23 protein-coding genes and 5 pseudogenes are annotated in these 24,585 nt (G+C 34.1%); 8 read left to right on the top strand and 20 right to left on the bottom strand.

Annotated elements, in window-relative coordinates:
- Window positions 1-45 precede the first annotated feature (45 nt).
- The 3 genes from AC3WVZ_RS30285 to AC3WVZ_RS30275 all read right to left on the bottom strand — a co-directional run bounded on the left by AC3WVZ_RS30285 (window position 46) and on the right by AC3WVZ_RS30275 (window position 1,961).
- Window positions 46-897: an Rpn family recombination-promoting nuclease/putative transposase gene (locus AC3WVZ_RS30285; protein ID WP_425594320.1), complete on the bottom strand. Its 852-nt coding sequence runs from the start codon at window positions 895-897 to the stop codon at window positions 46-48.
- Between the two features lie 384 nt (window positions 898-1,281).
- Complete coding sequence (locus AC3WVZ_RS30280; RefSeq protein ID WP_100910730.1) at window positions 1,282-1,590, bottom strand: hypothetical protein; 309 nt, start codon at window positions 1,588-1,590, stop codon at window positions 1,282-1,284.
- Window positions 1,591-1,658: 68 nt separating this feature from the next.
- Window positions 1,659-1,961 (bottom strand): ArsR/SmtB family transcription factor, encoded by a 303-nt coding sequence (locus AC3WVZ_RS30275; protein ID WP_197389653.1) that lies wholly within the window; start codon window positions 1,959-1,961, stop codon window positions 1,659-1,661.
- 153 nt (window positions 1,962-2,114) lie between these two features.
- Here AC3WVZ_RS30275 and AC3WVZ_RS30270 point away from each other — a divergent pair, with 153 nt between their 5' ends.
- Entirely contained in the window at window positions 2,115-2,390 is a 276-nt protein-coding gene (locus AC3WVZ_RS30270) for an HU family DNA-binding protein (protein ID WP_233936877.1), read from the top strand.
- A gap of 56 nt (window positions 2,391-2,446) precedes the next feature.
- Here AC3WVZ_RS30270 and hfq read toward each other — a convergent pair whose 3' ends face one another.
- Both hfq and AC3WVZ_RS30260 read right to left on the bottom strand, forming a co-directional pair.
- The gene (hfq, locus tag AC3WVZ_RS30265) at window positions 2,447-2,680 is read right to left on the bottom strand and encodes an RNA chaperone Hfq (protein WP_233936875.1); all 234 of its coding nucleotides are present in this window, start codon (window positions 2,678-2,680) and stop codon (window positions 2,447-2,449) included.
- 21 nt (window positions 2,681-2,701) lie between these two features.
- Entirely contained in the window at window positions 2,702-2,983 is a 282-nt protein-coding gene (locus AC3WVZ_RS30260; RefSeq protein WP_078188152.1) for an AbrB/MazE/SpoVT family DNA-binding domain-containing protein, read from the bottom strand.
- A gap of 113 nt (window positions 2,984-3,096) precedes the next feature.
- On the opposite strand from AC3WVZ_RS30260, the gene AC3WVZ_RS30255 reads away from it, so the two are divergent.
- Window positions 3,097-3,261: a Spo0E family sporulation regulatory protein-aspartic acid phosphatase gene (locus AC3WVZ_RS30255; protein ID WP_098138892.1), complete on the top strand. Its 165-nt coding sequence runs from the start codon at window positions 3,097-3,099 to the stop codon at window positions 3,259-3,261.
- 460 nt (window positions 3,262-3,721) lie between these two features.
- Here AC3WVZ_RS30255 and AC3WVZ_RS30250 read toward each other — a convergent pair.
- Window positions 3,722-4,716 (bottom strand): annotated as a pseudogene (locus AC3WVZ_RS30250) (IS4 family transposase); the annotation flags it as partial.
- Between the two features lie 65 nt (window positions 4,717-4,781).
- Between AC3WVZ_RS30250 and AC3WVZ_RS30245 the strand changes: the two are divergent.
- Window positions 4,782-5,042, top strand: a complete 261-nt coding sequence (locus AC3WVZ_RS30245; RefSeq protein ID WP_233936872.1) for a DNA-binding protein — start codon at window positions 4,782-4,784, stop codon at window positions 5,040-5,042.
- 27 nt (window positions 5,043-5,069) lie between these two features.
- On the opposite strand, the gene AC3WVZ_RS30240 is transcribed toward AC3WVZ_RS30245, so the two are convergent.
- The 5 genes and pseudogenes from AC3WVZ_RS30240 to AC3WVZ_RS30220 form a co-directional block, all read right to left on the bottom strand.
- Window positions 5,070-5,483 (bottom strand): DDE-type integrase/transposase/recombinase, encoded by a 414-nt coding sequence (locus AC3WVZ_RS30240; RefSeq protein ID WP_425594321.1) that lies wholly within the window; start codon window positions 5,481-5,483, stop codon window positions 5,070-5,072.
- Window positions 5,484-6,102: 619 nt separating this feature from the next.
- Complete coding sequence (locus AC3WVZ_RS30235) at window positions 6,103-7,281, bottom strand: ETX/MTX2 family pore-forming toxin (protein WP_233936871.1); 1,179 nt, start codon at window positions 7,279-7,281, stop codon at window positions 6,103-6,105.
- Between the two features lie 233 nt (window positions 7,282-7,514).
- Window positions 7,515-7,900: pseudogene (locus AC3WVZ_RS30230) on the bottom strand (recombinase family protein); the annotation flags it as partial.
- Between the two features lie 24 nt (window positions 7,901-7,924).
- A complete protein-coding gene (locus tag AC3WVZ_RS30225; RefSeq protein WP_233936870.1) occupies window positions 7,925-8,071 on the bottom strand; it encodes a hypothetical protein in 147 nt (48 codons plus the stop codon).
- Window positions 8,072-8,171: 100 nt separating this feature from the next.
- On the bottom strand, window positions 8,172-8,324 hold the full coding sequence (locus AC3WVZ_RS30220) for a hypothetical protein (protein ID WP_233936869.1): 153 nt from the start codon (window positions 8,322-8,324) through the stop codon (window positions 8,172-8,174).
- 194 nt (window positions 8,325-8,518) lie between these two features.
- Here AC3WVZ_RS30220 and AC3WVZ_RS30215 point away from each other — a divergent pair, with 194 nt between their 5' ends.
- Window positions 8,519-8,812 (top strand): metal ABC transporter ATPase, encoded by a 294-nt coding sequence (locus AC3WVZ_RS30215; RefSeq protein ID WP_233936867.1) that lies wholly within the window; start codon window positions 8,519-8,521, stop codon window positions 8,810-8,812.
- Window positions 8,813-8,847: 35 nt separating this feature from the next.
- Here the strand turns inward: AC3WVZ_RS30215 and AC3WVZ_RS30210 are convergent, their stop codons facing one another.
- From AC3WVZ_RS30210 to AC3WVZ_RS30195, 4 genes are all read right to left on the bottom strand, one after another.
- Window positions 8,848-9,414, bottom strand: coding sequence for a plasmid pRiA4b ORF-3 family protein (locus AC3WVZ_RS30210; protein WP_233936866.1), 567 nt, complete (start codon window positions 9,412-9,414; stop codon window positions 8,848-8,850).
- Between the two features lie 349 nt (window positions 9,415-9,763).
- Window positions 9,764-11,062, bottom strand: coding sequence for a DEAD/DEAH box helicase family protein (locus AC3WVZ_RS30205; RefSeq protein WP_282082068.1), 1,299 nt, complete (start codon window positions 11,060-11,062; stop codon window positions 9,764-9,766).
- Window positions 11,040-11,711 (bottom strand): DEAD/DEAH box helicase family protein, encoded by a 672-nt coding sequence (locus AC3WVZ_RS30200; protein WP_282082067.1) that lies wholly within the window; start codon window positions 11,709-11,711, stop codon window positions 11,040-11,042. The genes AC3WVZ_RS30205 and AC3WVZ_RS30200 overlap by 23 nt, the downstream gene beginning before the upstream one ends.
- Window positions 11,712-11,749: 38 nt before the next feature.
- Complete coding sequence (locus tag AC3WVZ_RS30195) at window positions 11,750-12,616, bottom strand: TOTE conflict system archaeo-eukaryotic primase domain-containing protein (RefSeq protein ID WP_233936865.1); 867 nt, start codon at window positions 12,614-12,616, stop codon at window positions 11,750-11,752.
- A 595-nt stretch (window positions 12,617-13,211) separates the two neighbouring features.
- On the opposite strand from AC3WVZ_RS30195, the pseudogene AC3WVZ_RS30190 reads away from it, so the two are divergent.
- A pseudogene (locus AC3WVZ_RS30190) lies at window positions 13,212-13,385 on the top strand (Tn3 family transposase); the annotation flags it as partial.
- A 153-nt stretch (window positions 13,386-13,538) separates the two neighbouring features.
- Here AC3WVZ_RS30190 and AC3WVZ_RS30185 read toward each other — a convergent pair.
- The 4 genes and pseudogenes from AC3WVZ_RS30185 to AC3WVZ_RS30170 form a co-directional block, all read right to left on the bottom strand.
- Window positions 13,539-14,333, bottom strand: coding sequence for an ADP-ribosyltransferase (locus AC3WVZ_RS30185; protein ID WP_233936864.1), 795 nt, complete (start codon window positions 14,331-14,333; stop codon window positions 13,539-13,541).
- A gap of 235 nt (window positions 14,334-14,568) precedes the next feature.
- Entirely contained in the window at window positions 14,569-15,987 is a 1,419-nt protein-coding gene (locus AC3WVZ_RS30180) for an ADP-ribosyltransferase (protein WP_078187774.1), read from the bottom strand.
- A 98-nt stretch (window positions 15,988-16,085) separates the two neighbouring features.
- Window positions 16,086-18,500 (bottom strand): binary toxin-like calcium binding domain-containing protein, encoded by a 2,415-nt coding sequence (locus AC3WVZ_RS30175; protein WP_233936863.1) that lies wholly within the window; start codon window positions 18,498-18,500, stop codon window positions 16,086-16,088.
- A 798-nt stretch (window positions 18,501-19,298) separates the two neighbouring features.
- Window positions 19,299-19,928: pseudogene (locus AC3WVZ_RS30170) on the bottom strand (transposase); the annotation flags it as partial.
- Window positions 19,929-20,022: 94 nt separating this feature from the next.
- Here AC3WVZ_RS30170 and AC3WVZ_RS30165 point away from each other — a divergent pair.
- Complete coding sequence (locus AC3WVZ_RS30165; RefSeq protein ID WP_233936862.1) at window positions 20,023-20,730, top strand: IS6 family transposase; 708 nt, start codon at window positions 20,023-20,025, stop codon at window positions 20,728-20,730.
- 153 nt (window positions 20,731-20,883) lie between these two features.
- Entirely contained in the window at window positions 20,884-22,395 is a 1,512-nt protein-coding gene (locus AC3WVZ_RS30160; RefSeq protein WP_176116733.1) for a spore germination protein, read from the top strand.
- Window positions 22,396-22,474: 79 nt separating this feature from the next.
- Here AC3WVZ_RS30160 and AC3WVZ_RS30155 read toward each other — a convergent pair.
- A pseudogene (locus tag AC3WVZ_RS30155) lies at window positions 22,475-22,588 on the bottom strand (IS6 family transposase); the annotation flags it as partial.
- Between the two features lie 404 nt (window positions 22,589-22,992).
- Between AC3WVZ_RS30155 and AC3WVZ_RS30150 the strand changes: the two are divergent.
- Window positions 22,993-24,060 (top strand): DUF418 domain-containing protein, encoded by a 1,068-nt coding sequence (locus tag AC3WVZ_RS30150; protein ID WP_078187961.1) that lies wholly within the window; start codon window positions 22,993-22,995, stop codon window positions 24,058-24,060.
- Window positions 24,061-24,585: the final 525 nt, after the last annotated feature.

The raw sequence follows: 24,585 nt of genomic DNA, 5'->3' as shown, positions 1-24,585 counted from the left end.
AAATATTACTTAAAACAATCGCAAAATAACTCCAAAAGTGACACTTTACTTGTCTAGAATATGGCGTATTTCCGACAGTTCCATATTCGTAAACTTCGCAATATCTTCGATATCCATGCCATTTTTATGCATGCCCTGAATCAGTTGGATTTTCCCTTCTTGAATGCCAACTTCTTTCCCTTTTTCCATACCCTCTTGAATCCCTTCTTCTTTTCCTTCTTTACGTCCCTTTTCTATGCCTTTCTTCTCTGCATACTTGAACTTAGAAGTCTCATCAATCAGAGCCTTTTGTCTTGCTTCATATAACATACGGAATCCAGGATCTTGACTCATCTGTTCCCACTTTTGCATCGCATCTTTTAAAATCGGGTCTCGGTTCATGGCGATCTCCTCCAGCGTATGCGTTAATTGTGTATCTTCATTGGCAGATAACAAAAGTAACCATCGTGCCACATCGTCTTCCCACAGATTTACTTGTTCTTGTTTCCATTGTGCCATTAATTTAGGGATTTCAATGACATGAAGTTCCAAATCGTCTACAAGTAATTTTTGTAACTCAATATCCCATAGTTTCCCCATCGTATGGAACGTTTCGTACTCTGGAAAGACAGGAGAGTTCAAAATATTAATCGTAATTGTCTTTCGTAATGTATCATAAGAATCACCTTTTTGCATTTGAGAAGCATATAAGCGACTCCAATAATACAAACTACGCTTGAGGAAATCATTTTGGTCAGAGAGTTGAATTTCAATGGAAATTTGGGTCTCATCGTCTAACGTTGCTAATACATCTAGAATGGACAATTTGTCTTTTTCATATTCGCGGTGCATATGTGGGTCTTCTATTTTCAGCGTTTGAATCGGTGAAGAGAGCGAAGAGGCCAACGTCACGTTCAAAGATTCATCATATGAGTTACCTTTCTTATTTCAATTTCTATCTTTTTTGTTAGGTCCCTTTTTCGGGGGAATGGGCAAAGAAAGTATATGTATCTATTGTATCGGAAAAAGGAGAGAAGAAGCAACCCTTGTGGAGTTTTTGGGAGGATTTTATTTTTAATACACGATACAGTACGTGAAATTTTATATTATCCTCTAAAATTCCCCTACTACTCTTTATACATACTCATTGTGTTGTATCTGCCGTTTTTATTAAATGCATTCACTATTCCTTTTTGTGTTGTTAGAAAGGAATCTGAGCGTTCATTTTTCACACTCTCCGCAAGCCAAATGGATATTATACCTATATTTTAACAGGAATAACCATCAGATGAAATATATGGACTAGAGGTGTATCGTCAAATGGACCGAACAGTAAGACACCGCTCGTTGCTTCAACTCTTCGTACGTGCATAATCTTTGTTTCTCAAATAATTTCGGATGTTTCTGTCTATAGTATTGGAACAATTCTTCTCCATTATTTCGTATACGATACCGACGCGTTTCTCTAATTGTACCTGGGATTTCTTCCGGATCAAATTGTCCTAGAATTTGTAATGCTTGTGAAGAGGGAATTTCTTTCCCTGTCACATAGGCATGGATAAAAATGATTTCTTTTATTGTGATATACGTGTCATATAAATTCCCACCCATAGAAGCCCCCTCTTCTCGTTTTATTTTTATATCCGTACATAACTAGGCAGATACACGAAACTAGCTGTTTAGCCCATCAGTACGTAAAGCGCTTGTTTCACTTGTTTATCGTCCACTCGATAAAATACTTCTGTTCCTTTGCGTTCATGTGATAACACTTTATGATTTCTCATTTTATGAAGATGTTGTGAAACCGTAGATTGCGGCAATTTCAAAATCTGTTGTAATTCGGTCACATTTAAAGTCTGTTTCCTGACTAATTGATGTACAATTTGTAGACGGACAGGATGTGCCAATACCCTCAGTATTTCCGCACTTCGTTCGAGTTCATGATCAAGATCATTGAGCTCCATGTAAAAAACATTTGTCATTTTCTTTCGCCTCATTCTCTTTTTAGGGTACTTTCTCATGTACACGTTTTCTCGTTCGCAAAGAATCTGATCTGTTACACTTACAAACTACCTTGCACCGTTTTCATTCTCCCCTTATACTAAGATAATAATCATGACAATAAGAGGTGTTTTATGAATAAAACAGAATTAATTCAAAAGGTAGCGATGGAAACAGGATTAAAAAGACCACCAGCAAGCCTAGCAGTAGATACCGTATTAGAATCCATTCAGCAAGCACTGCAAAAGGGGGACAATGTTCAGCTAATTGGATTCGGTACATTCGAAGTCCGAGAACGGGCTGCACGAGAAGGGCGAAATCCAATTACGGGAGAGTCTCTTATCATTCCTGCGAAAAAAGCACCTGCCTTTAAAGCCGGTAAACAATTAAAAGAAGCAGTCAACAACTAAATATGTATCTGTCTATCAGACTACAGAAGCATGAAATCATTAGGATTCATGCTTTTTTATAATCGAATCGTTGAAATCGCATGTTTATAAATCAGATGATTTTTATCATCGAATTCTACCAAAATAGAAAATGCATCATATTCTTTTACGATTCCTTTCATATGAAATCCGTTGATTAAAATCAGCGAAGTGATCTTCTTCTTTTGTATGACTTCTTGTAATAACCGTTCCTGCATCGATACGGTATTTCTAGCTCTTTCTTTTAAAACAGGTTGTGATTTTTTCTCCATCCTTCATTCCCCCTCGTATTCTCAAACTCTTTCCAGATACTGTTCTAATTCCTCCAGAAGCTGTTTCGCTCCTTCTGGACTCAACGTCAGCTGTCCGTCCGCTAGTTTGATGTTCTGGGAAGAAATTTCTCCTGTTACGAGACACGTACCATCCGATTTATATTTCTGTAAAATGACACTTTCCTCTTCTACAAATATTTCTATGGCATCTTTTTCGTGGATATCAAGCGTACGCCTTGTTTCCCTTGGTATCACAATCCGTCCTAACTGGTCTATTCTTCGTACAATCCCTGTTGATTTCATCCTTCTGTTTTTCTCCTTTTCAAATAGAATATTTTCTCTCTTGTTACCGTTTTTATTCGGGTGAAATGTATGTATACTTTATAACATATTGTTTACAACACGGGAGGCTTTTCATGTCTACATCCTATATTTCCTATTTACAAAAGAAAATTAAGAAGAAACAAAAAACACTTCGGAAATTAACAAAACTATATGGATTCACACATCCGTTAGTTGTCGCCTATAATCAAGAATTAGATCCATTAGTCGTTCTTGCCATGCGCTATCTTTCCTCTTGATGAAGAAGAGATTCGAATTCGGCAAAAGAACCGAATTCGAATTCTTTATACACACATCTCCTCTATTTTACCATACTTTTTCATAGAATGGTTTTTATAACCATTTTCGCATAAAATTTTTCTTTTTGCACATCCTAACATGACAATCCCATCCTACTACTGTTATTTGCACCAAAACTACATCTGTTTCGTTGGGTTGTCATTGCTTATTTTTCCTTAACTCCATTCAAAATGAGGACAAGACATGTCAAAATACATCGTCTTGTCCTCATTTTATGATTTCACTCAAAAATAAAATGAATCACCTAAAAAACGTATAAAAAAACGGCCTTCACATATAGTAAGAACAGCATTCCCACCATACAATTCATTCATTGCACATGAAGTCCCTACACCATACTACAAAGTGACATTTCGTTTTCTCCTGAAAGGCATAAGGGTACAGAAAGGCGTATTGTTCTTCCGTACGTCTTTTCGTAATGTATACATTGATACCTTGTAATTTTTTTGTTCTATCACTAAACGACATGTTTTTCTTTTTTCTTTGTATGCTCGATCTTTTCTACGTTGTGCCTCCTGATCTGGAGTAAGCCTATAAATCACAGCTCTTACAGGCAATAAATAATCCCGTCCAACATAGACTATAGGAATTTCATACAATTCACCTGGTTGTAGCTGTTCCATAATCGCTTCTAAATCAATCATCGTATATTGATATTTTTTCTTACTTGCTCCATTTTTAAAAGTAAGGGCCCCTTCATTTTTTTGAAACAGTTTGGTATTCATTTTGAGTCGAGATAGATAGTAAGCCCCGTTTTGCTGAATTGCATCTAAATCTCTCAAACTAAAATACCCTAAATCCCTTATACAGAGGTCTTGTAAATCCACGATAGGTTTCACTGTTTTTCCATAATTCACATCATTTTCTTTTGCAGGCCCTAATGCAACATGTAAAAACTGACCACTTAACAAATCATATTCTAATTGTATTTTCACTCCAGAAGCTTTTCCACTTCCGCCTGAACCAGGATAAACTGTTGCAAGTTGATCTGAAATTTGAAATGTAGTGGCATCTAAAATTCGAATGCGCCGAAAGTATTCTGAAAAAGAAGAAGGTAGCGATATAATGGCTAATAATTGTTTTTGCAAGAGTTGCGAGAAAAGCGAACGCAAAAATTCTACCGCTTTTTCGTTTAACCTTACATTTAGTCCTTCCGGACTCATAAGTACACCTGTTTCTGATTCTAAAACCCCACATAGCCGTGTCAGAGAATAACTGGCAATATCTTAGCCCATTCCTATGCATAAAACAGCTAAATCTTGTGCCCTAAATTTACTGGTACGTTGTACAAATTGTGTTTCTTTCGCTAGATGTGTTAAAAAATTAGCTGAAAATACACATTGTAATTCTTTTGCAAGTAAACGAAATTCTTTAAAATTTGATAATTTCTTCATAAATTCTCCTCCATTTTTCTTTACATTTTATACAATAGAGATAAAAAGAAAAGAGGAAAATAACTATGTATTCATTAGGTTCGAAAGAACGTCCAATCATTGTAAAGGTTTCATCTAAAGAAAAAGCAAATAAAGTAGCTGCCATTTGTGATGCACATAATTTCTACTATATCGTAGGATTAGAATTCAATGAAGATGTATCAGATTTAAAAAAAGCACTCAAAGATTGTAAACAGCCAGAAAATATATATGAGAATTGCTCTTGTAATAGCGGAAAAAAGTATAAATTTTGTTGCATGAACAAAGAAATAGAATTAAATATATGAAAAAAGATACCCCTATTATACCATATTCTACTTTCTTTTCGTTGTACTCCCCCAACCTATCCCAAAACGGAAAAACACGTCCCCACAGCGATGGGAACGTGTTTTAGGAAATGACCTGGTCAAGAAAAACTGGAACGCGAAATAGATTATGCAATTGATTTTGAATACTGATACGGAGTCATTCCATTTAATGATGAGTGCGGACGAATGGAATGATAATACATAAATAAATTCAGGCACTAACTGATTGATTTGAGTAAGAGAAATCAGTATTTCTCCATGTAAACATTCACGTTTAAAGATGCTAAAAAATGATTCGATCACAGCGTTATCCCAACAGTTTCCCTTACGGGACATACTTTGTTGAATCTTTTGTTGCTTACAAAAATCAGTAACTGTATGGCTGGTAAACTGCGATCCTTGATCACTATGAAATAAAATCTTTTTGTGATTTCCATAAACATTTTTGACTTGCTGAATTGTATCTTTTACTAGTCCAAAAATACATTACATATATTAATTCCTCTTCAAATTTACGAAAACATTTTGGATGAAAGGATAGCCCACCTATGTATGTTCCAAATAATACTGTTTTTTAAACGTCTTACACCTAATGACATGTATCACCTATCTGTTGTTAGATTAACGTGTTTCACGTGCTTTAAAGAATGTGAATGCTTTCCGTCAATGATACGATACTAAATAAAAAATGTAATAGATTAGAAAAAGTTACACATACGGTAAACAATACATTTTCTTATGCTAACATGTCTGTTTCAGTCTTAAATCTTGACGTTTGCTAAATTACTATTTAATTTTGACATGCTCTTTCTAAAGGTACTACTTACAACGATACAATAAAGATTTATTTACTCTTTTGCTGGTCAATCTGATTAACCTGCAGCTATCACATTAATAAATCCACCCTTTTCGATTATCATCATTCTTTCAAAAAAGGTGGATTTTTCATAAATTAATTTAGATATGTACAAATCGAGCAGCTTTCTCTATTTTTATCTTTGATTTATTTTAGAGGTAGCACGCGTTTTGCTGTTACACTTTATTGTATGGCTAATTTTGCTGGTTTTACTACAGGAGATCCTACTGGTTTATTAAAGTTAATATCTCCATTTGCATCTAATTCATAAGTTTGAACCTTAGATTCATATACAGAACCTGGTTCTTTTTTGTCTTTCATATCAATTACACCTTTAAAAATAACTTCTTTTGTTTGATCATCTAAATCAAAGCCTAACTCTTTTAATTTGTTCCAAATAGTTGGATTGTGTTGAGAGATGACTTTAAATTTATTATAAATACCTAATTGTACCCATGTTGGATACGTATTAACTTGATCTGTATAGTAACCTTTAATTTTAGAAGTTCCTAATAGTTTCGACGTATATACTGGTGTACTCAACTTAGCTGTTTTGACAACAGCTGTGCGAGGAGCTATTTCGAATTCCTCTGAAGGAACATTCACAACGTGTGAAACCGTATCAACTGATGTAGATGCGTTTGTGTACCCATAGTTTGCGGAAAACTCAAATGTAATTTCATTTTTCGCATCTAGAAGGCCAAGGAAATTCGTTCCTAATGTTAAATGCATCGATTCCTTCATTCCTATATTCATGCTATGTGTGACTGTTAATTGTTTGCTTGACGTCAATGTTTTTGTTATATTCTGAGTTTTACCAATAATTTTATTAGTATAATTTTGATTACTCGCTGATGAAATAATATTTTCATATTGGTCCGAATTAGGATCTGGTTTCGGTGCTTCTACATACTTATCTACATTTGGATTAGAAATTTGTAATGTGTCAATACCCGTAATTGTATTTGTTCCATTATGATAGCCATTTAAAGCTTTCAGAACTTCTTGAAGTTGTACGTTGTCTTTTGGAATCGTATTCAACCTATCTAGCACACCTTGCTCTTGACTCGGCAAAATAAGATAATTCAATCTGATAAAATTATAACTATCCTTTTTCCAATTGGTCTGTTCATTTAAATCATCAATTTCTACAAGGTGATTTATTGTTTCATACATAGCATGAATACGACTAGGATCACTAGAATCATTTTGTTCTACGCATGTTTGTTCATATCCTTTTCCTTGCTTTAAGCACATATCCAAATTAGTTGCTGCAAGTGAATTATTTGGGGCTATTAGTAATGACGTACTTAATACTCCAGCAAGTGGGATAACTTTTAATATTTTTTTATACTGGTTCATATTTTTCTCCTCTTCTCATACATATTTTTTATACAATTTAGATTCTATCAGAAATATATAAAGGGGTTCTCCTAGAAAAGGACATTTATTAAAAGTAAAAAATATAATTTATCTCCTTGTGATTTTCATAAGAAAAACTGAAAAAAACCGGTCCTTATAGGGGTCACACGACCAAAAAAAGAAAATTGTACGTTAAGGAATATTTTTACATAAAAAGACGATTCTTTTCTATATTAAAGAGTCGTCTTTTCATCTTTTTTCAATTCTCTTAATTTCCGATATAACGCAGCTTGACTTACACCTGTGATAGCACAAATTTCTTTAATCGTTTTCTTCGTTTGTTGGCGTAATTCCATCGCATGGTTCATTCCTGCATGTTGTTTTGTATATTTTTTTATTCTCCCCCGGTAAACTCCTTTTTGTTTTGCAAGTTTGATTCCAGCAATTTGTTTTTCCTTAATCATTTCTCGGTCTAACTCACTAAAGGCTGACATAACTGTTAAAAAGAATGTTCCTGTTGGAGTTCTTGTATCAATTCCTAAATTTAAAACAGCAAAGTGTACGCCTTTTTCCGAAGATGTTCAACAAATTGTAGTAATTGAATTGTATTCCGTCCTAGGGGTAAACCCACATGCCCATCAACTTAAGAATAGTTACCTAAATAATAAGGTTCTGAAAATACAGTTCGATCTGTGGGGGTTACATTTACCAATCCTTGTGCGGATCCTGTGTTAGCCATCATAAAAAAAGATATTGAAAACAGGGAAATCCATTTTATTATTTTTTTCATCGATAGTACTCCTCGTATATTCAGAATTGATGTGGAAAATTAGGTGCAATGGGATGTTCCTTTGCATAAGATTCAAACTCTATTTTAGTATCGAATCCCACTATGGTAGTTTTTCATTTCCATCCTCTGGTGTCACAACTTGATACGGCCATGAAGAAGTATTAGCATACGCTGATGTATGAGATACACTGAATATCATTGTTCCAGTTAATAAACCGTTAGAAACTACACCCATTATACGTTTTAAATTCATCACTCTTAGTAAAATAGAATATGTATTCACTTAGTGTATAATAATTTTTTTCCTATGGTAAGTTTTTCATTTATTTCTCAATAGGATTTTGATAAAAATATAATGGGTATACAATTCATTCGTATAATACTATAATCGTATGTGTTGCTATAAAAATGATATTGTTACAGTAAATAGAGGGGGTTTTTATCACTTTGCATGGAGCAGTCACAAAATTCATAATAATGAAGCGTGTGGATCGAAAATTAGGGAAGTATGACATTAAATTAGTTCATTTTATTCCAGGACGTATCCGCCTTCAATCTGCTGAATGGAAAGTAAATGATATTTTGTTGGAAAACATTATAAAACAATCACAAGCGCAACCGTTTTTATTTCCTGTTCAGTCAACCAAAGAAACAAGAAGTCTAATTATTACATATGATACAATTTTCTGTACACAAAAAGAAGCTAATTTTTTGAATATCCAAAAATTAACTTCTTTTTAAAATCTATATAAAGGAAACGACCATTTACTTATAATTCAATCACAATAGGCTAAACCTTTATTCACTTCTTGTATATCGAAGAAAGAAGGATCAAAATCTAATAGGTCCCATTCCGCATACATCGTATGTTGCGGATGTGAAGAATCTTTTATCGCTTCTAAAAATTCAAGATAACCTGGAATACCTCCAATATCCTCTAATGGAGCTGCATTTTCTCCTCCGATACATGTTATTTCATCAGAATTTCGATCAAGTATATCTTCAACTTGAATCTGTAGCAACCAATGATCTCCAAAATCGTATACATATTGAAAAGTTTGACCTTTCTTTTTAATTTGTTCAAGTAGCATGGTTCTATAAGTACGTAGCATGCGAGATGGTGTTGTGTATTCCAACATAGCAAAAGAAATGCTCGAATCAGGTGGATCCGATATAGTATATTTTCCTACAGTAAATTCAAATAGATGTTGGTGCTCCCACTGAAATAAGCATTGGATTACGTCATGTAAATCATCGAAAGTTAATTTCGCGGGTAAAATAACTTTTCTCCAAATGGGGAAAGGACATCCCACTAGTTCCAAATGTAATTGATAACATTTCATTTTTGTTTCCTCCCTCATTTAGATATCCCATGCTTCGTATGAAATATAAGGTACATATCTAATTTCTTAATTTTTAAATAAAAACAAAAAAATTAATGATACAGCATTCAGTACAGATTATTTAAATGAATCCACGTAGTGCCTATCATATCTTTTGGAAATAAACATCAAAATTACGTCCAAACTTCTCAAGCACCCCTAGTATAAATGTATCTCCTTTTTAACATAATACTTTTTGATTGTGACACTTTCATATTTTAATGTTAAATGGGTAATCATCACCACAATTTTAACAACAGCTAAATTAGTGTCTGATTGAGCCAAAATGTTTGTTATGTTTACAAAATCATTATTCCAAACGTTCTTGTAATCGTTTTGCTATTTCCGAAGAATACATTCTTAATGCTAGTTCATTATTTTTTTGTCTTGATTGATTCGGCACGAGCCAGACCAAGTTGCCATCAATGACTACAAAGGTTTGATGAATATTACACTTAAAAATAATTCGATACCCAATACTCATCAGTTGGTCTACATATTGTCGAGATTTTGAATCTACCATCATTGCTTCGGGTAAAAATAAAGTCCGCTCAATACCTCTTACAAAATGAACTGCGTTCAAAAATTCGATTATAGACTTACTAAGATACGGCATAATCAATAAAATTTTTTGCTGTGCATTTGCTAAATCTTTTTGTAAAATCGGTTCATATCCCTCACTAAATAAATTACTCTTACAAAGTTCTGTATATTCATCTTCAAACAAGTGATATCCTAGTTTTTTATATGTTCGAAGTCGCTTTTGATACATACGATACATCATCGGAATCGCATAGTCTATATAATCATAGACACGGAGGTCCTCTTTTTCATCTAGATTACGTAATAACCTACCTAAATACTGCTGCAAGTTTCCCTTACTTGAAATAGGCATTACCAATAATAATGTATCTAATGCTGGCAAATCAAATCCTTCTCCTGCATAACTTCCTGTAGTTAATAGTACAAATGGCTTTCCTTCTTGTTTCAGATTTGCTAATTCTTCACGTAGTTGTCTGTTTTTCATTTTGCTATTCAGAATATATATTGGAGCTGTTACATTTATTCGTTCCAATTCATCTTTTAACAAATCAATATGTTTGATACATCTTGAAAGTACGATTATATGTCTATTATCTTTTAAGTTGCTCAAAATATCAGAAATAATTTGCTGATTTCTATCTTTTGACTCTATCATCATCTCGTAATTTTCATGAATGGTTTGATTAATGATAGTTGCCATTTGCTCACCTAAAAAAGTAAAGCGAATAAACAATTTTTGTTTAATGTGCTTTGGGATTTCTTTTTCCGCAGTATAACTTATTTCTCCTACACGCATAAATATAATGTTTTCTAGACCATCCTCTCGCTGTGGTGTGGCAGTCAATCCGTAAACATATTTGCTCGCTACTTGTTTCATAACATCTTCAAAAGTTTTTGCTGCTACATGATGCGCTTCATCCACAATAATCATTCCATAATCCCGTAACAAATCTTGTGAATTTTCATATCTTGTTACTGTTTGAAATAAGCCAATATCTATTAAGCCTCTACGACTCTCTTTTCCACCATAAATTCTGCCTACTTTAGATTTCCTTTTTTTTTTCACCTTTCTCTGTTAGTTCTACAAAGGGCTCGTCATTAATCTTTAAAAAATGTTCTAATTGAGATTTCCACTGCCCAGCTAAATTTGTATTATGGGCTAAGATCAAAGTGCTTACCTTTTTATCAGTAATTAATTTGGCCGCTATAATTGTTTTTCCAAAACCTGTTCCTGCACATAAAATCCCCATATCTTTTTCTTCTACAGCATGAAGTGCTTGCTGTTGTTTGGGATAAAGATCACCCACAAATTGGACGTCAATGATTTTTCCTTCCACGCATTCATATGAAAATTCAACATTTGGAAATACCTGTTTCACTTTATCTTTCAATCCTCTCGGTAAACGGATTGTTTCTTTATCTATTTCTACCAAGCTGATAACTCGAGGAATATCTTTTGTCGACAGTCGTTTTCTTTGCGCTGTATAGAATGCTTTATTATGAAAAGTAGCTAAAAATTTCAATTGAACAATCTCTTCCCTCGTTAAAGCTGCTTTTTGAATGTTTAAATGACTAGTAATGACTATTCGAAGAGGCCTTTCAAAAATAATATTTTCTTGCTCGGAAAGTTTAAATAAACAAAGTTCTTCCTCTACATCTGAGGTGCTGGATTCATAATATTTTACAGGTAGTTTTTTTTCGATTATATCAGTCACCTTTTTCAAAATCCTCATTGATAATTTAGGAGTGGTTTCTAGAGCCCCCACACATCTTCAATTAAGTTGAATTGTTTATCAATAAAGCGACTACATCCCTTCTTAACTCGACTTCCTTGTAAAGGCAAAGCAATTAAATTTCCAAACCCACCAACAGAGAGTTCATTTTGATTCGGAAACATACGATCATAAGATTCAAAAGATAATTCAGGATTCTCTAACATCGAATACTTCAGTAAAGCATTCCCAAAATTTCGTGCTATCTTTGCCTCAATCGCTTCTTCAAAAAAGAACCATATATGACATCCATTTCCTGACTGAGAAATTTCTAAGAGTGGACTTACTTCAAAATATTCCGCAGAATGTACCATTGCTTTAACGGATTGCCGCCAATCCTTTTTGTCAAAATCGATAACCAAAACATACACTCGATTATCCTCCATCAGTGGATACATACCATAAAATGCTTCTCGTCCCTCCTGGTCTACGCCACGTAAATGATTCCAAATAATTTTATCTGTAATCGACTGGAATTTTTGAACTGTACAGTTCACACAAGGGAAAGTTGATTTTTTCACTTTAGGACAAGGATATTTTTTACGTGATAAGCACCACGGATAATAAACCCTTTTTCCTTCTGAATTTGTAAAACTTGTAGCAACCATCGCATCACGTCCGCGGAAGTAAGAACGATATAAATGAATTTTTTCTTGATTACTTCTTTTTACACGTTTACTTTCATCCGTAATATGTGATTCAAATTCAAATCTTCTTGCAATAAAGACTTGTTCTGCCTGCTTAATTACAACAAACTCTTCTTCAGAAAAGAAATCTTGATACATGCGTAACAAATAAACTTCGTTTCCATTTTTCATTGTGTAGTTTTTTCCTATTCGAAGCACCATATAAATAAAACTCCTTTATACATACATTCTCAAAGTAACTACTTTTTAAGAAAAAGTTAATTTAAGCTATAGTTCTTATTATAGATGAATGATGCGAACCCAAAACATAGAATTGTCCAATTTCTACTACACATTTAAAATGTATTTACACTGAATATTTTAGTAAACGTTGGCGATATGCAATACCTTGTCCTTGGGCTATAAGGGTTTAGTTGTTTAGAAACTTATAATTTAAAAGGTTATATGTCGTTTCGGATAGAGTTTATGTTACGGGGATACTACATCTTTTATCGCTAGCAAATGTAAGATGTAACGAAGAAATTTAAAATCTGGTGACTTTACGAGGAATGCGTTAATATGTGTCCAAATTGTGCCTAAACGTACAATTTTCCCGCAATGATACGGTGAGGCCAAATAGTATAATTAAGAGAGAGCATAACCTTCAAGAACACCCTGTTTTACTATTATTGGAAAAAGTCCTGCGGACTAGAGCAGCTACCCTGTCACTAAGCCTTTATGGGATGGCTACAAAATCCATATGGGAACAATAAAGTAGTATCTATTTCCATTTCGCCCCTACCAAGAAAGCCAAGAACAATTAATCCTGTTTTATATTAATACTTTAATCATCCAACAACTACTCAGCGAAAATGAATGGAAAAATCGTTTGGACGAAGAAGATTATCGGGCACTTACACCTATGATTTACTCTCACATTAACCCATATGGTGAATTTCATTTAGATATGGATAAAAGAATGGCTATTTAAAAGGAGAACCAGCATCATTAATTTTGTAGTTATTTCCATAAAATTACAAAATGCCGATTTACTCGGAGATGCTAGTTTTATCCCTATAATTGTATCAATATGTTACATTATAAAGAATACTTATAATAATTTTGAAGCATTTCCGGCCTTATCCTATTGTGGAATTAAAGAAACATCAACCTTCAGCGATTGTATACCATTATCGTTGATAATAGTGAATTTGTCGTATTTATACGTATACCCTTTCTGTACCAGCAATTCTATTTGCTCTGAATATTTACTTAAATCACCTATATAAGCGGCAGCTGTACCTTTTGGAAGTTTAATATGCAATAAAATAGCATAGCGCTGGGGGCCAAATGATTTATCTGGATCCTTCGATAGTGACGTACTCATAAACTTCAAAGGCTCAAATGTTTTCCCCTGAAAATCATTCTGTATTTGTTGCACTTTTGCTAAATCAAGACCACCATTTGGACCATTCGGACGTAAATCACCAGCATCCATATCAAATTGTTGTTCACTCACGCGTTTATAAACCGAAAGTGTTTCAGGTGTGCTAGCTTTTTCCAAAGCCCCTTCTAGTTTTGTTATTTTTTCATTTAATTTTTTTGCATCAGACAGTGTGTATCCTTCTGGTAAATCTTCTTGTTTCTCAACCAACTTACCCTCGGTGGCTTTTAAATACTCATTAATAGCATCCGCCCCACTACCCGTATAATATTGTACTACTTCTTTTTCTTCCTTCGTTATTTTTTTCTCTTCCCAGTCTTTATATTTTTCTTCTCCCCATTTTCTAGCTGCTTCTTTATCCGTATTAAAATCTCTATCTTCTGTATTTGCAGCATATGCTGTATTCACTGGTACATGATACGGTGCATGAGAAATAGGGATACTCCATGCGAAACTTGTTAACAAACTTACAATCATTAATTTTCTTATGTTCATTTGTAACATTTCCTTTCTATATTACGTATTTGTACTAAAATTCCAATACAAGAAAGCCTAGATTAAATTTCCCTAGCAGACACATATAAATATATAGGATGCCTATTGACCCATTCACTCCCATAATCAGTAAAGTGATACGTACTCTATAGACCATATGTATGTGCTATTATCTATATGTAACCACTCTCTTTTAGCGGAGCTAAAAGAGAGTGGTACAAACTTACTACCAGTTTTACTTTGGAATAATATTTGCATCTATCACTAATTTTGTAACCCCTTTATCTATAATAGAAGTAATCTTATTGATTTTATAGCTATATCCAGGATTCAATAAGACTTCGAGTTCATTTTGATAACCTTCTAATCCCGATACATAAGCACCTTGCGTTCCCTTTAATACATGTAAACGTAATATGAATTTTCTTGTTGCAAAAGCTCCTACTTTTTCACTGGATAAAGACGTACTCAGAAACCCTAAATTTTCTTTTATTTGTCCTTCCCATTTTTTTTGGAATGCTTTCACATTTTCAGGATTATTAAAATTATAAGCTGGGTCTGTTAAAGACATATCAAATTCAGCCGCACCCATTCTACGATACACTGTGATATCCTCCGGAATCGGTTCCGTTTTTAGCGCCCCTTCTATACTTGTAATTTTTTTATCTAAATCTGGATTAGGGTTTTTTTCCGGCCCTTGCTCCCACAGATATTTATTAATCTCTTTATACTCTTGCCCCAGCATATACCCATTCAAGTTGGTTTTTTGGTCTTCTGTTAAATTCTCTCCCCATGCTTTATACTGCTTCTCTCCCCATTCTTTCGCTTTTGATGCATCATCTTTAAAATCTAAAGGTTCTATTACTGTAGCATCCACTTTTACATATTGTTTCCCCTGTTTCGTTATCACTTTTACATTTTCAGGTTTTATACCATAACCATCTTTCAATAACATATTCATATCAGCAAGTTCTTCGGGTTTATACAACATCGCATGCGTACCGGCTGGTAAATGTAAACAAAGGATAATCGGATTCTTTGCATTTTTCCCACTAGTAAGATCTGTCTTAGTATACCCATCTAATCTATATGTTTGATTTACAATTTGCTCTTTAAATTTGTTTATATTTTCTAACGAAATTTCAGATGGGCTGTCATTTTTGTACAAATTTTCTGAAAAACCAAATGTTTCAGGTGTTTCCTCCTTATATACAGCCATCGGACGAGACAAAGAAGACTTTGTGAATATTTTCTCTACATCCTCAATGGACTTATTTAACGTCGTATCTTGGTCATACTCATACGTATAAATATGATCTTTTACATAGCGGTTCATTTCCTCTATGTTTTTCATATAGTCACGGAGTTTCGTTTTTTCTGTTGATGAGAGTGAACTTTCTACTTTTTTGTATTCGGTGTCTTCCCAACTTTTTACATCTTTTTCTGGTTTTTGATCTAAATCTATTTCATCCGCCGTTACACGCACCGTATTCCCGCCTGCGGATTCAAGGTTCATAGGAAGCGACTGTTGTTGCACTGTGGTTGGCTTCGTTTCAGGTAACACCTGTTCGGCATAGGCTGAAAGCGGCGCCAACAGTACTTGTCCAGCTATCGCGGTTGTTGCTAAAACCTTATATATCGTTCCTTGTTTCATTATTTATATAACTCCTTTCGTCTTACTACCTTCCTACATCGGATTGCTATGACTATCTATAAAGCATGGTTCCCGAATACAGGTCATCCGGCAGATCTTTAGGGAGCGATAGTATTATTATAAACAATTGCTACCTCATAATTTTCATCTGGCAGATCTTTAGGGAGCCAGTCAGCTAGTGATACTTCACCTAGGGCATTCTCACCAGGAGAATCATATACATGTTGTAATACCCCGCTTGAACGACTTGCCACCTGGATTAGAATCTGATGAGCAGATTCATCAGCTGGTAGGAGTGTAATTTTTTTATTTCTTAATTCACTCAATGGCATCTGTAGGCCTACATATTTTAATAGACCACTTAATAGACCAGTGGATTGAAATTGACAAATCATCCCATCAATGGATTGTACTCCTTTAGCTAATGTACCATCTTCAAGAAAATAATAATTATGATTAAATTGAACTGATGGATAGGTATTTTGATCTTTAGCTCTAAACCAGCCACTCGCTGCCGCACCACCATTTTTTTCATCAAAGTAATATTGTTTCCCCTTACTATCTGTAAACCAGCCAGTTTTTTTGGACCCATCATTATTGAAATAATAAGTTTTTCCATCTATATCTTTTTGAATACCCAGTAGTTGATAGAATAAAATATTCATACCTTGCTTTAATTTGGCATGATAGATATTTTCATCCCCTGTCTGGCTCATTTGATTGTGTATCTCATCATATGTTTGACGATCCATCCCAATCCTCATAACTTCTGGATTGACGTTTTGATATATAATCTTATCCCCATCGATTTTTGCTCCTGGAAACGCAGTTTCTACGGCTTCTCCTAAAGTTATTTCTGGTTGGCTTTGCTGGTCATAGTTTGCTGCCTTTCGAGCTGAAATGTACCTTTCTTTCGTATCATTGATCGTACTTATCGTAATAGCTGCTGTTTTATTTTCAATATCGTTCATAACATTTTCCCATTTTTGCGAATCATCCACAATTGCATCTCCATCTGAATTGTATGTTTTGTAGTTTCCAGATGTTTGTGTCGTTTGAATTTGTAAAGGATCACCCTGTTCTATTTGTTGTACCTGGTTATAACTCAACTTAATAGGCTGTGCATTGAAATCATCCATCGTATTCCAAGCAATTGGACCTTGTGTTGTGGACGGATAAAATGTACCAGGGTTTAACACGTTTGCTACTGTATTGGATTTTGCCATAACGGTTGCGATAGTCGGTGCAGAAGAGCCTTCTCCTACAACAAAATTAAGCGTAGGTTTTACATTGTAAATGGGCGCAGTTCCAATATTTACATATCGCACATTTCCATTTAAAAAGGCGGCTTCAGCTGTATTAATTCCTAATGTTTCGCTCCATGATTTTCCATCACTATGCCCACTTGTATTAGAATTCGACTGATCTACAGATACACTCGTCGTATAATCATGAGAATAAGTTGCTGATACAGAAACAGACCACGGATAGCCAGCAGATACAGAGGCCCCTATTGTATTTGACTCCGACGTACTATTTGTAGTGGAGATTCCAACGGTATGACTTGATTCATTTGTTTCCGTCCCCCCTTGATCATGAGACACGTTTTGATTCTTTGTTAGTATCATTTTTTCCATATTGACCCCTACTTTTGGAAAAGCAGCCACAATAGGATTTTTTGCTTCTGATAAAATACCACCATCCACATGATCTAACACTTTATCAGTATCTGTATAAGGGTCTCCCGTAGTATGTTTATTCAGTGGATCCGATTTGTATTTGGTATACCCTTGTGCTTTCAGCGCGTCATCCCATTTTACAATGAGACCGTTTTTCACCGTATATCCATTTATTTCCCAATCATCTGGAATGTTATCATCATCAGAATCGATTGTAACGTCCCCATCATCATCTGCCATGACATTGTTTTTGGATGATATTGTAAATTGTTTAACTTTATCCTTAGAAAAATTAGGTAAGACTAAATTATTTTCTGGCACAACTTCTTTTTCTTTTCCATTCACAGACCACAACATCTCAAATTGTGAAGCTACATTTTTATCTGTGTGATATTCTACCGTAATGGCATATGTTTTCCCTTTCTCTAGGGTCATCTTTTCTTTCATGGGAGCATCTTGTACAATTACCTTCCCATCGATTTGAATGGTTGCATGTGAATCATCTGATGTAGAAAATTCATATTCGCCACTTTCACTCGGTTGAATGTAGCCCATCCAACGTACAGATTGGAACTGTTGCTTATCTTTCGATAAGGCCTCCTGTAGCGTTTCTGTATTGAGTTGCGTTTTCCCTGTAGATTGAACTGTAAACATAGTCAAATTGTGAAATGCATCATCTGTATAATAATTTGCTAACAAACCATGTTTCACTTCTTTTGGGTCTTTGGTTTGTTCACTAGGATCCTGTGTAGCTGCATATGAAATCGCGGGACCCATGAGTTGGCTTACTAGCATGGTGGTCGCCAACACTTTGTATATATTTTTTATCTTCATCTTTTACTCTCCCTTCTGTTCGACATGTAAATGAAGAGAACATGTAGATAACATCCGTCTTCATTTTCAGTCCAATTATAACAAGAACAGGGAAGAACGAAATAAAAGAAAATAACCTTTATTAAACGTAGTTTACTGTAAAATAATACTTTTATATACAAATAAATCATATGGATTCCACTTATCCACGAGGCAAAACGATATGTTTATACAAAATGAATCTAATCTGGGGTTTCTTGCCCATCCTCCGAAAAGGAGGGGATACAAAATATTCCAAATTAATAGCAGTTAACGTTTTGGATTACCTGGACCATTTGATGCTGGTAAAACAACTATATGTATGACAACCATGAGTTTTCTTAATCCAACTGAAGGATTAACCTTACTAATCGATTTTGTCACATAAACGTCCATTTTTGTGACAAGTGAAATTTTAAATATTTGCTGTAAAAAAATAAAAATGAATCCCAAACATGTTTGGATTCATTTTTTAATAGTACATAACTAAATTAACTTATACAATACACCGGTTAATACACAATTGGTATATTTTGTCTTATTCCCCTTTTTCGGGGGATGGGCAAAGAAACCCAATTTCAAGATCCAAAAACATGAAAAATACCTGTAAATTACAAAAATATTGATTCGCTCGAAGATGCTGAGTTTACGCCATGCCCATCAACTTAAGAGAACAAATAAAATGAAATTACCTTGAAAAGAGCTACAAACTGTTCAACAGATTGATTATTCTTAAAAGTACGCATGCTAAATAAACTCTAACGAGTTTTATTTTTAAAACTATGCAGCTTTCTGTTGTTCCCTAGCTATACTATACTCATAATGAACACCCATGATATCAAAGACCGTTTTCTTCTCATATCGATGAGATTTTTGTCCGTTTTGTTGTAGAAGGTGGAACAGACGAATTAGAAGCTTTGTTATCTCTTGGGTGTTTTTCTGTACAGCTTGATATAGCAGCAATAGATAATCTTGTATCATTCCCATCGCTTTATATTCACTTAATTCTTTTTGTTCCTTCTGTAACAAAAGTTGGCGCATTTTAAATATAGTAGAAGAACATAAAAAAATAGCAATTAGTTTCCCATATAAATGGCACTCTATTCGTTCCTGTTTGACAGTGCGACAATGATCTATATCAAACAATGATTTCCATGTTTTAAAAACAATTTCTATCTGCCAGCGTAAAGAATGTAGCTCATGGACTTGCTTCGTCGAAACCCACTCCCACGGAGTGTTTGTTACATATACATTCATTCCAGATAATATTTTGCTTTTCTTAGAATACGCTTTTCCTTTTTTCTTTTCATTCTCCATTTGTTTTTTCTGTCGTTCCCATAATTGCTTTTCGGTTAGACGATACAAAGCGAGGCGTGCAAACAAAACCTTTTGACCTCCTACATAAACATTCCGGTTCTGGTGCAAAAAAGTTAGGTTAATTGCAAGTAATCTTCTAATTTGGGACATACGGATACGATTACTCTACAAAAGGGATGTGATCAGTATGAAAAAGGACAATTTGTTTAAATGGAAGCATTACCAACCAGATATAATTTTATTAACTGTACGTTGGTACCTACGGTACAATCTAAGTTTTCGAGATTTGGTGGAAATGATGGAAGAAAGAGGATTATCCTTAGCACATACAACGATTATGCGCTGGGTCCATCAATACGGACCGGAACTGGATAAACGTATCCGATGTCATCTGAAACAAACAAATGATTCATGGCGAGTGGATGAAACGTATATAAAAGTAAAAGGGCAATGGATGTATTTATACCGTGCGGTTGATTCTGAAGGAAATACGATTGACTTCAATCTTAGTAAAACTAGAAATCATAAGGCTGCAAAGCGATTCTTTAAGAAAGCTTTGCAATCTTTTCATGCCTCAAAACCTCGTACAATTACAATTGATAAAAATCCTGCTTATCCAGTTGCTATCACCAAATTAAAGAACGAGAAAAAAGTGCCGTTAGGCACTCAAATTCGGCAGATAAAATATCTAAATAACGTAGTGGAGCAAGACCATCGCTTCATTAAAAAACGTGTACGCTCTATGTTAGGTTTTAAATCTTTTGGCACAGCTACATGTATGCTTGCGGGAGTAGAAGCCATGCACATGATAAAAAAAGAACAGGTGGATTTACAGAATCAGTCTGTTCGCAATCAAAAAGAATTTATTCATCAATTATTTGGATTAACAGCGTAAAGAATGATTCCAGTAGGAATCCTCATTATTTTTTGGGAATGTATCCTTTATTTGCACCAGAACCCAGAATGGTATAAAACACCAAGTAAGTCACATACTAATTTATATCTAAACATATCATAAATGAATATACAAAAAAGGAAGCATGATTTTATGCAACATCCACCCACATTATCTTGTAATTTAAGTCTCAATTTGCAAAACTTACAATATCGATTATCATCTAATTTTGATACCACATACCGAGAATTTGATATTCCAGATTTTTCACGGCAAGCTGTTTTGATTTATTTAAAAACAATCACAGATGTACAAATGCTGCAAGATTATGTCTTGCGCCCATTATTACAACATTCAATCAAACCCCAATCTAAAAACGAAAATATCACTGTATCTACCGTTACAAACCGTATTGAATTATGCGATATCCAAATTGTTTCTGAATTAGATACTATCATTTCTCATCTTTTCGCTGGTTCCTGTGTATTATTATTAGAAAATATGGACATCGCTTTTATCTTAGGTACTTCTAAAATAATGAATCGAGCGATTTCTGAGCCAACAACTGAAAGTAACATACATGGCTCAAAAGAAAGCTTTGTAGAAATACTGTCTATTAATGTATCTATGTTAAGACGAAACTTTAAATCTTCCCATTTATCTATACAAAAATCATCAATAGGTGTGCAAACACAACGTGATGTGGCAGTAGTTTATTTAGATCATCTTACAAACAAAAAATTCGTAACCGCAATAACTGAAGGAATTTGTGCTATCGACATAGATGATATTTTAGACACTAGCTGTTTAGAACAACTTCTTAGTAATAACTCATATTCACCATTCCCTCAGATGATACAGACTGAAAGACCTGATCGGGTTATACAAGGTCTACTAAAAGGACAAGTTGCTATTATTTTAGATGGTTCACCATTTGTTTTACTCACTCCCATTACCTTGGCATTATTATTACATACTCCTGAAGATGATACGGAAAGATGGTGGATTGGAACGGCATTCCGCTTATTACGCTTATTTTGTTTTTTATTGGCACTACTATTACCAGGCTTATACATCACTTTTATTTCTTTTCATCCAGGTCTTATTCCATGGCAATTGATTATCTTTATTCAATCTAGTAGAGGCGGCGTTCCTTTCTCAACATTTATAGAAACATTTGTAATGGCCTGTACCATTGAATGTCTAAGGGAGGCTGGAATCAGGTTACCCAAAGCGGGAGGACAAGCAGTGGGCATTGTTGGAGGGCTTGTTATTGGACAATCTGCGGTAGAAGCCGGGCTAGTCAGTCCTGTAACGGTCGTGGTAGTTGCTTTAACCGCATTATGTTCTTTTGCTATTCCACAATATGGATTAGGTCTTTCTATTCGACTATTACGTTTTTTATTCATTATAAGTGCTGCCATTTTCGGGCTATATGGCATTATCTTTGCATTTCTTTTCTTATGTGCCCATCTTGTAAAATTGCAAAATTTTGGAGTGAATTATTTAGGGTATTTTGTTCATTATCAATCTCAAGACTGGAAAGATACTTTCATCCGTCTCCCAATACAAAAGAATATATTTCGAAATTCTATTTTTAAAACTCAAAATCGTAAGCGTATCAACTTAAAAAAAAGAAGGGTGAAAAATGAACCGAATGACTAACAAAAAAATTTCTACTTCTCAAGGGTTCTGTTGCAAAATTTGAAAAAATATAAACCGGCTTACAAAATACGGCTGTAGTTTAAGCAGTTCTGAATAATTTTTGTAATTCATTGTACGTCGAAAAAGAGAAGTCTGGAATGTGACTTCTCTTTTGTTTATATATAGCATGAATCGTTTCGATTCCTTTCAATGTAGAGGTATGGCAACCAAAAGCGAAATGTGGGGCCATATGCAAATAAATTCCAATTAAGTCCATGATCTTGTTAAAACGAATCTACAAATATAGTGGATTCATTTTTCTTTTTTCTGAATAAAACCAGATAATAGAAATTCCCGTTGTAACAAAAATGATCGTTTTTGTTACATATAGAACGAAAAAGACTAAGATTTAAATACATCCACAACTAATATGGAATCCTTTACATCAATACTTCTTTTCAAGGAGTGGAAAAAACATTTGTGAATTGCAACATTTTTAATGGCCTTTGCGAACCCATAACTTGTTTTGTTTTTTTTATTTTGTATTGCTATAATTCAAAATGTAGCAACGAATGTTCTACTACAAATACCCAAACATCTGGAAAGGACAACAGAAATTTGCATACTAAAAATAATATTTCTACTCGTATTATATCTCTTGATATTCTTCGTGGCTTTGCTTTGATTGGAATGTTAATTATACACGCCGCTGGTTTGTCAAAAAAACAAGAAATCCCGATGTATTCTATGGATTTTTACTTGGATATTTTTAATAACATGTTTATTCATTTTAAGTTCGTTTCTATTTTTTCATTTTTATTTGGCGTTGGATCTTATTTCTTTTTTTTACGCGCGCAACAACGTGGATTGCATAGTTATCATCTTTTTTCAAGGCGATTAATTACGCTGCTTCCTATAGGGATTATATCGATACTGATTTGCCCTCAGATAACTCCTATTTTAATCATCTATAGTTTATTCGGATTTAGCTTACTTCTTTTCTTTAGACTAATGTCTAGAATGATTCTACGCATTGCGGGATTAATCATAACATGTAATATACTATTAGTAATGGGAGCTATGGTATTGGGAGGCCCCTCCTCCAAAAGTTTTAATATTTCTGTTCAAATAATTTGTTACGCTGTCACTTATCTATCTGTAATTTTTAGTATGATGCTATTAGGACTATATGTAGGGAAAATTAATCTTTTTCAGCAATTATCACAACAAACGGTCATGATCAAAAAAATTCAGAAGATGTCATGTTTTCTCAGCTTACCTCTAATTTTAGGAGGTCTATGGACTATTTATATAAACCCAGATATAGAGCATAATATTTCTTTTCAAGGACTATGTTATATAACGGCTTACCCCTTATCAATATTTTATTTGTCTTCCATCATTCTTTTATATAATAAAGACCATTCTTTGTATATTTATAAACCGCTCAGTTATGTAGGACGGATTTCATTAACGACTTATATTGGGCATGCATTGCTTCTTAAACTTCTTCCTTTATTGTTAGGTTGGACATCTGGCTACACACTAGTACAAAGCTTGATACTCTCCTGCATTATATTTACTATGCTAATTATTTTTAGTTTTATTTGGTTGCAGAAATTTAAACAAGGTCCTATCGAGAAAATTTGGCATCTATTAACATTTGGAAACAAAGCAAGAGCATAACATGAGGGGATTTCACAATTTATCCATTTTTATATTTAAAAATGGATATACAAGATCAAATTCAATAGTTTTACCTAATGAAAATTTAACAAAAAGGGATGTAGAGACGTTTTTATTTTCCACATCCCTTTTTAATTGGAAAATATTCGTATATGGCCCCATATTTTCCTTTTGGTTGTCATACCCCACATTGCATTGCAAATTGTAAATGGGGGAAAGAAGTATACCAGTTAGGAAAGCATTTGTCTGGGGAGGAAAATGTGAGAGCAAAGAATGCAGAATGGAAATGGGATCAATTGTGTGAGGATACATGCTAATATGTATGGAAGGAAGTAAATTTGTTTCAATACGATGAACATAAGCCGTATGCTAGCCAAACGAAGCCAAAACCTGAGCTTAGGTTTTGGCTTCGCAACATATGATGCATGCAAACTTAGGTGTTATTTTTTTATATTAATTTTTCCAATGGTATTAAATTCATCATCAGATTGTAAGGAACGAGTTAGTTCATTACAACGTAAAATT

The sequence above is a fragment of the Bacillus sp. CPT56D-587-MTF genome (genome assembly GCF_058792335.1).
Note: the sequence above shows the minus strand (reverse complement) of the source record. Positions and strands in the feature narration are given on the sequence as shown.

Coding starts and splice junctions, on each gene's coding strand:
- AC3WVZ_RS30280 (WP_100910730.1), bottom strand. CDS start 1,590: ATGGGTGGGAATTTATATGACACGTATATCACAATAAAAGAAATCATT.
- AC3WVZ_RS30275 (WP_197389653.1), bottom strand. CDS start 1,961: ATGACAAATGTTTTTTACATGGAGCTCAATGATCTTGATCATGAACTC.
- AC3WVZ_RS30270 (WP_233936877.1), top strand. CDS start 2,115: ATGAATAAAACAGAATTAATTCAAAAGGTAGCGATGGAAACAGGATTA.
- hfq (WP_233936875.1), bottom strand. CDS start 2,680: ATGGAGAAAAAATCACAACCTGTTTTAAAAGAAAGAGCTAGAAATACC.
- AC3WVZ_RS30260 (WP_078188152.1), bottom strand. CDS start 2,983: ATGAAATCAACAGGGATTGTACGAAGAATAGACCAGTTAGGACGGATT.
- AC3WVZ_RS30255 (WP_098138892.1), top strand. CDS start 3,097: ATGTCTACATCCTATATTTCCTATTTACAAAAGAAAATTAAGAAGAAA.
- AC3WVZ_RS30245 (WP_233936872.1), top strand. CDS start 4,782: ATGTATTCATTAGGTTCGAAAGAACGTCCAATCATTGTAAAGGTTTCA.
- AC3WVZ_RS30235 (WP_233936871.1), bottom strand. CDS start 7,281: ATGAACCAGTATAAAAAAATATTAAAAGTTATCCCACTTGCTGGAGTA.
- AC3WVZ_RS30225 (WP_233936870.1), bottom strand. CDS start 8,071: ATGAAAAAAATAATAAAATGGATTTCCCTGTTTTCAATATCTTTTTTT.
- AC3WVZ_RS30220 (WP_233936869.1), bottom strand. CDS start 8,324: ATGAATTTAAAACGTATAATGGGTGTAGTTTCTAACGGTTTATTAACT.
- AC3WVZ_RS30210 (WP_233936866.1), bottom strand. CDS start 9,414: ATGAAATGTTATCAATTACATTTGGAACTAGTGGGATGTCCTTTCCCC.
- AC3WVZ_RS30195 (WP_233936865.1), bottom strand. CDS start 12,616: ATGGTGCTTCGAATAGGAAAAAACTACACAATGAAAAATGGAAACGAA.
- AC3WVZ_RS30185 (WP_233936864.1), bottom strand. CDS start 14,333: ATGAACATAAGAAAATTAATGATTGTAAGTTTGTTAACAAGTTTCGCA.
- AC3WVZ_RS30180 (WP_078187774.1), bottom strand. CDS start 15,987: ATGAAACAAGGAACGATATATAAGGTTTTAGCAACAACCGCGATAGCT.
- AC3WVZ_RS30175 (WP_233936863.1), bottom strand. CDS start 18,500: ATGAAGATAAAAAATATATACAAAGTGTTGGCGACCACCATGCTAGTA.
- AC3WVZ_RS30165 (WP_233936862.1), top strand. CDS start 20,023: ATGAAAAAGGACAATTTGTTTAAATGGAAGCATTACCAACCAGATATA.
- AC3WVZ_RS30160 (WP_176116733.1), top strand. CDS start 20,884: ATGCAACATCCACCCACATTATCTTGTAATTTAAGTCTCAATTTGCAA.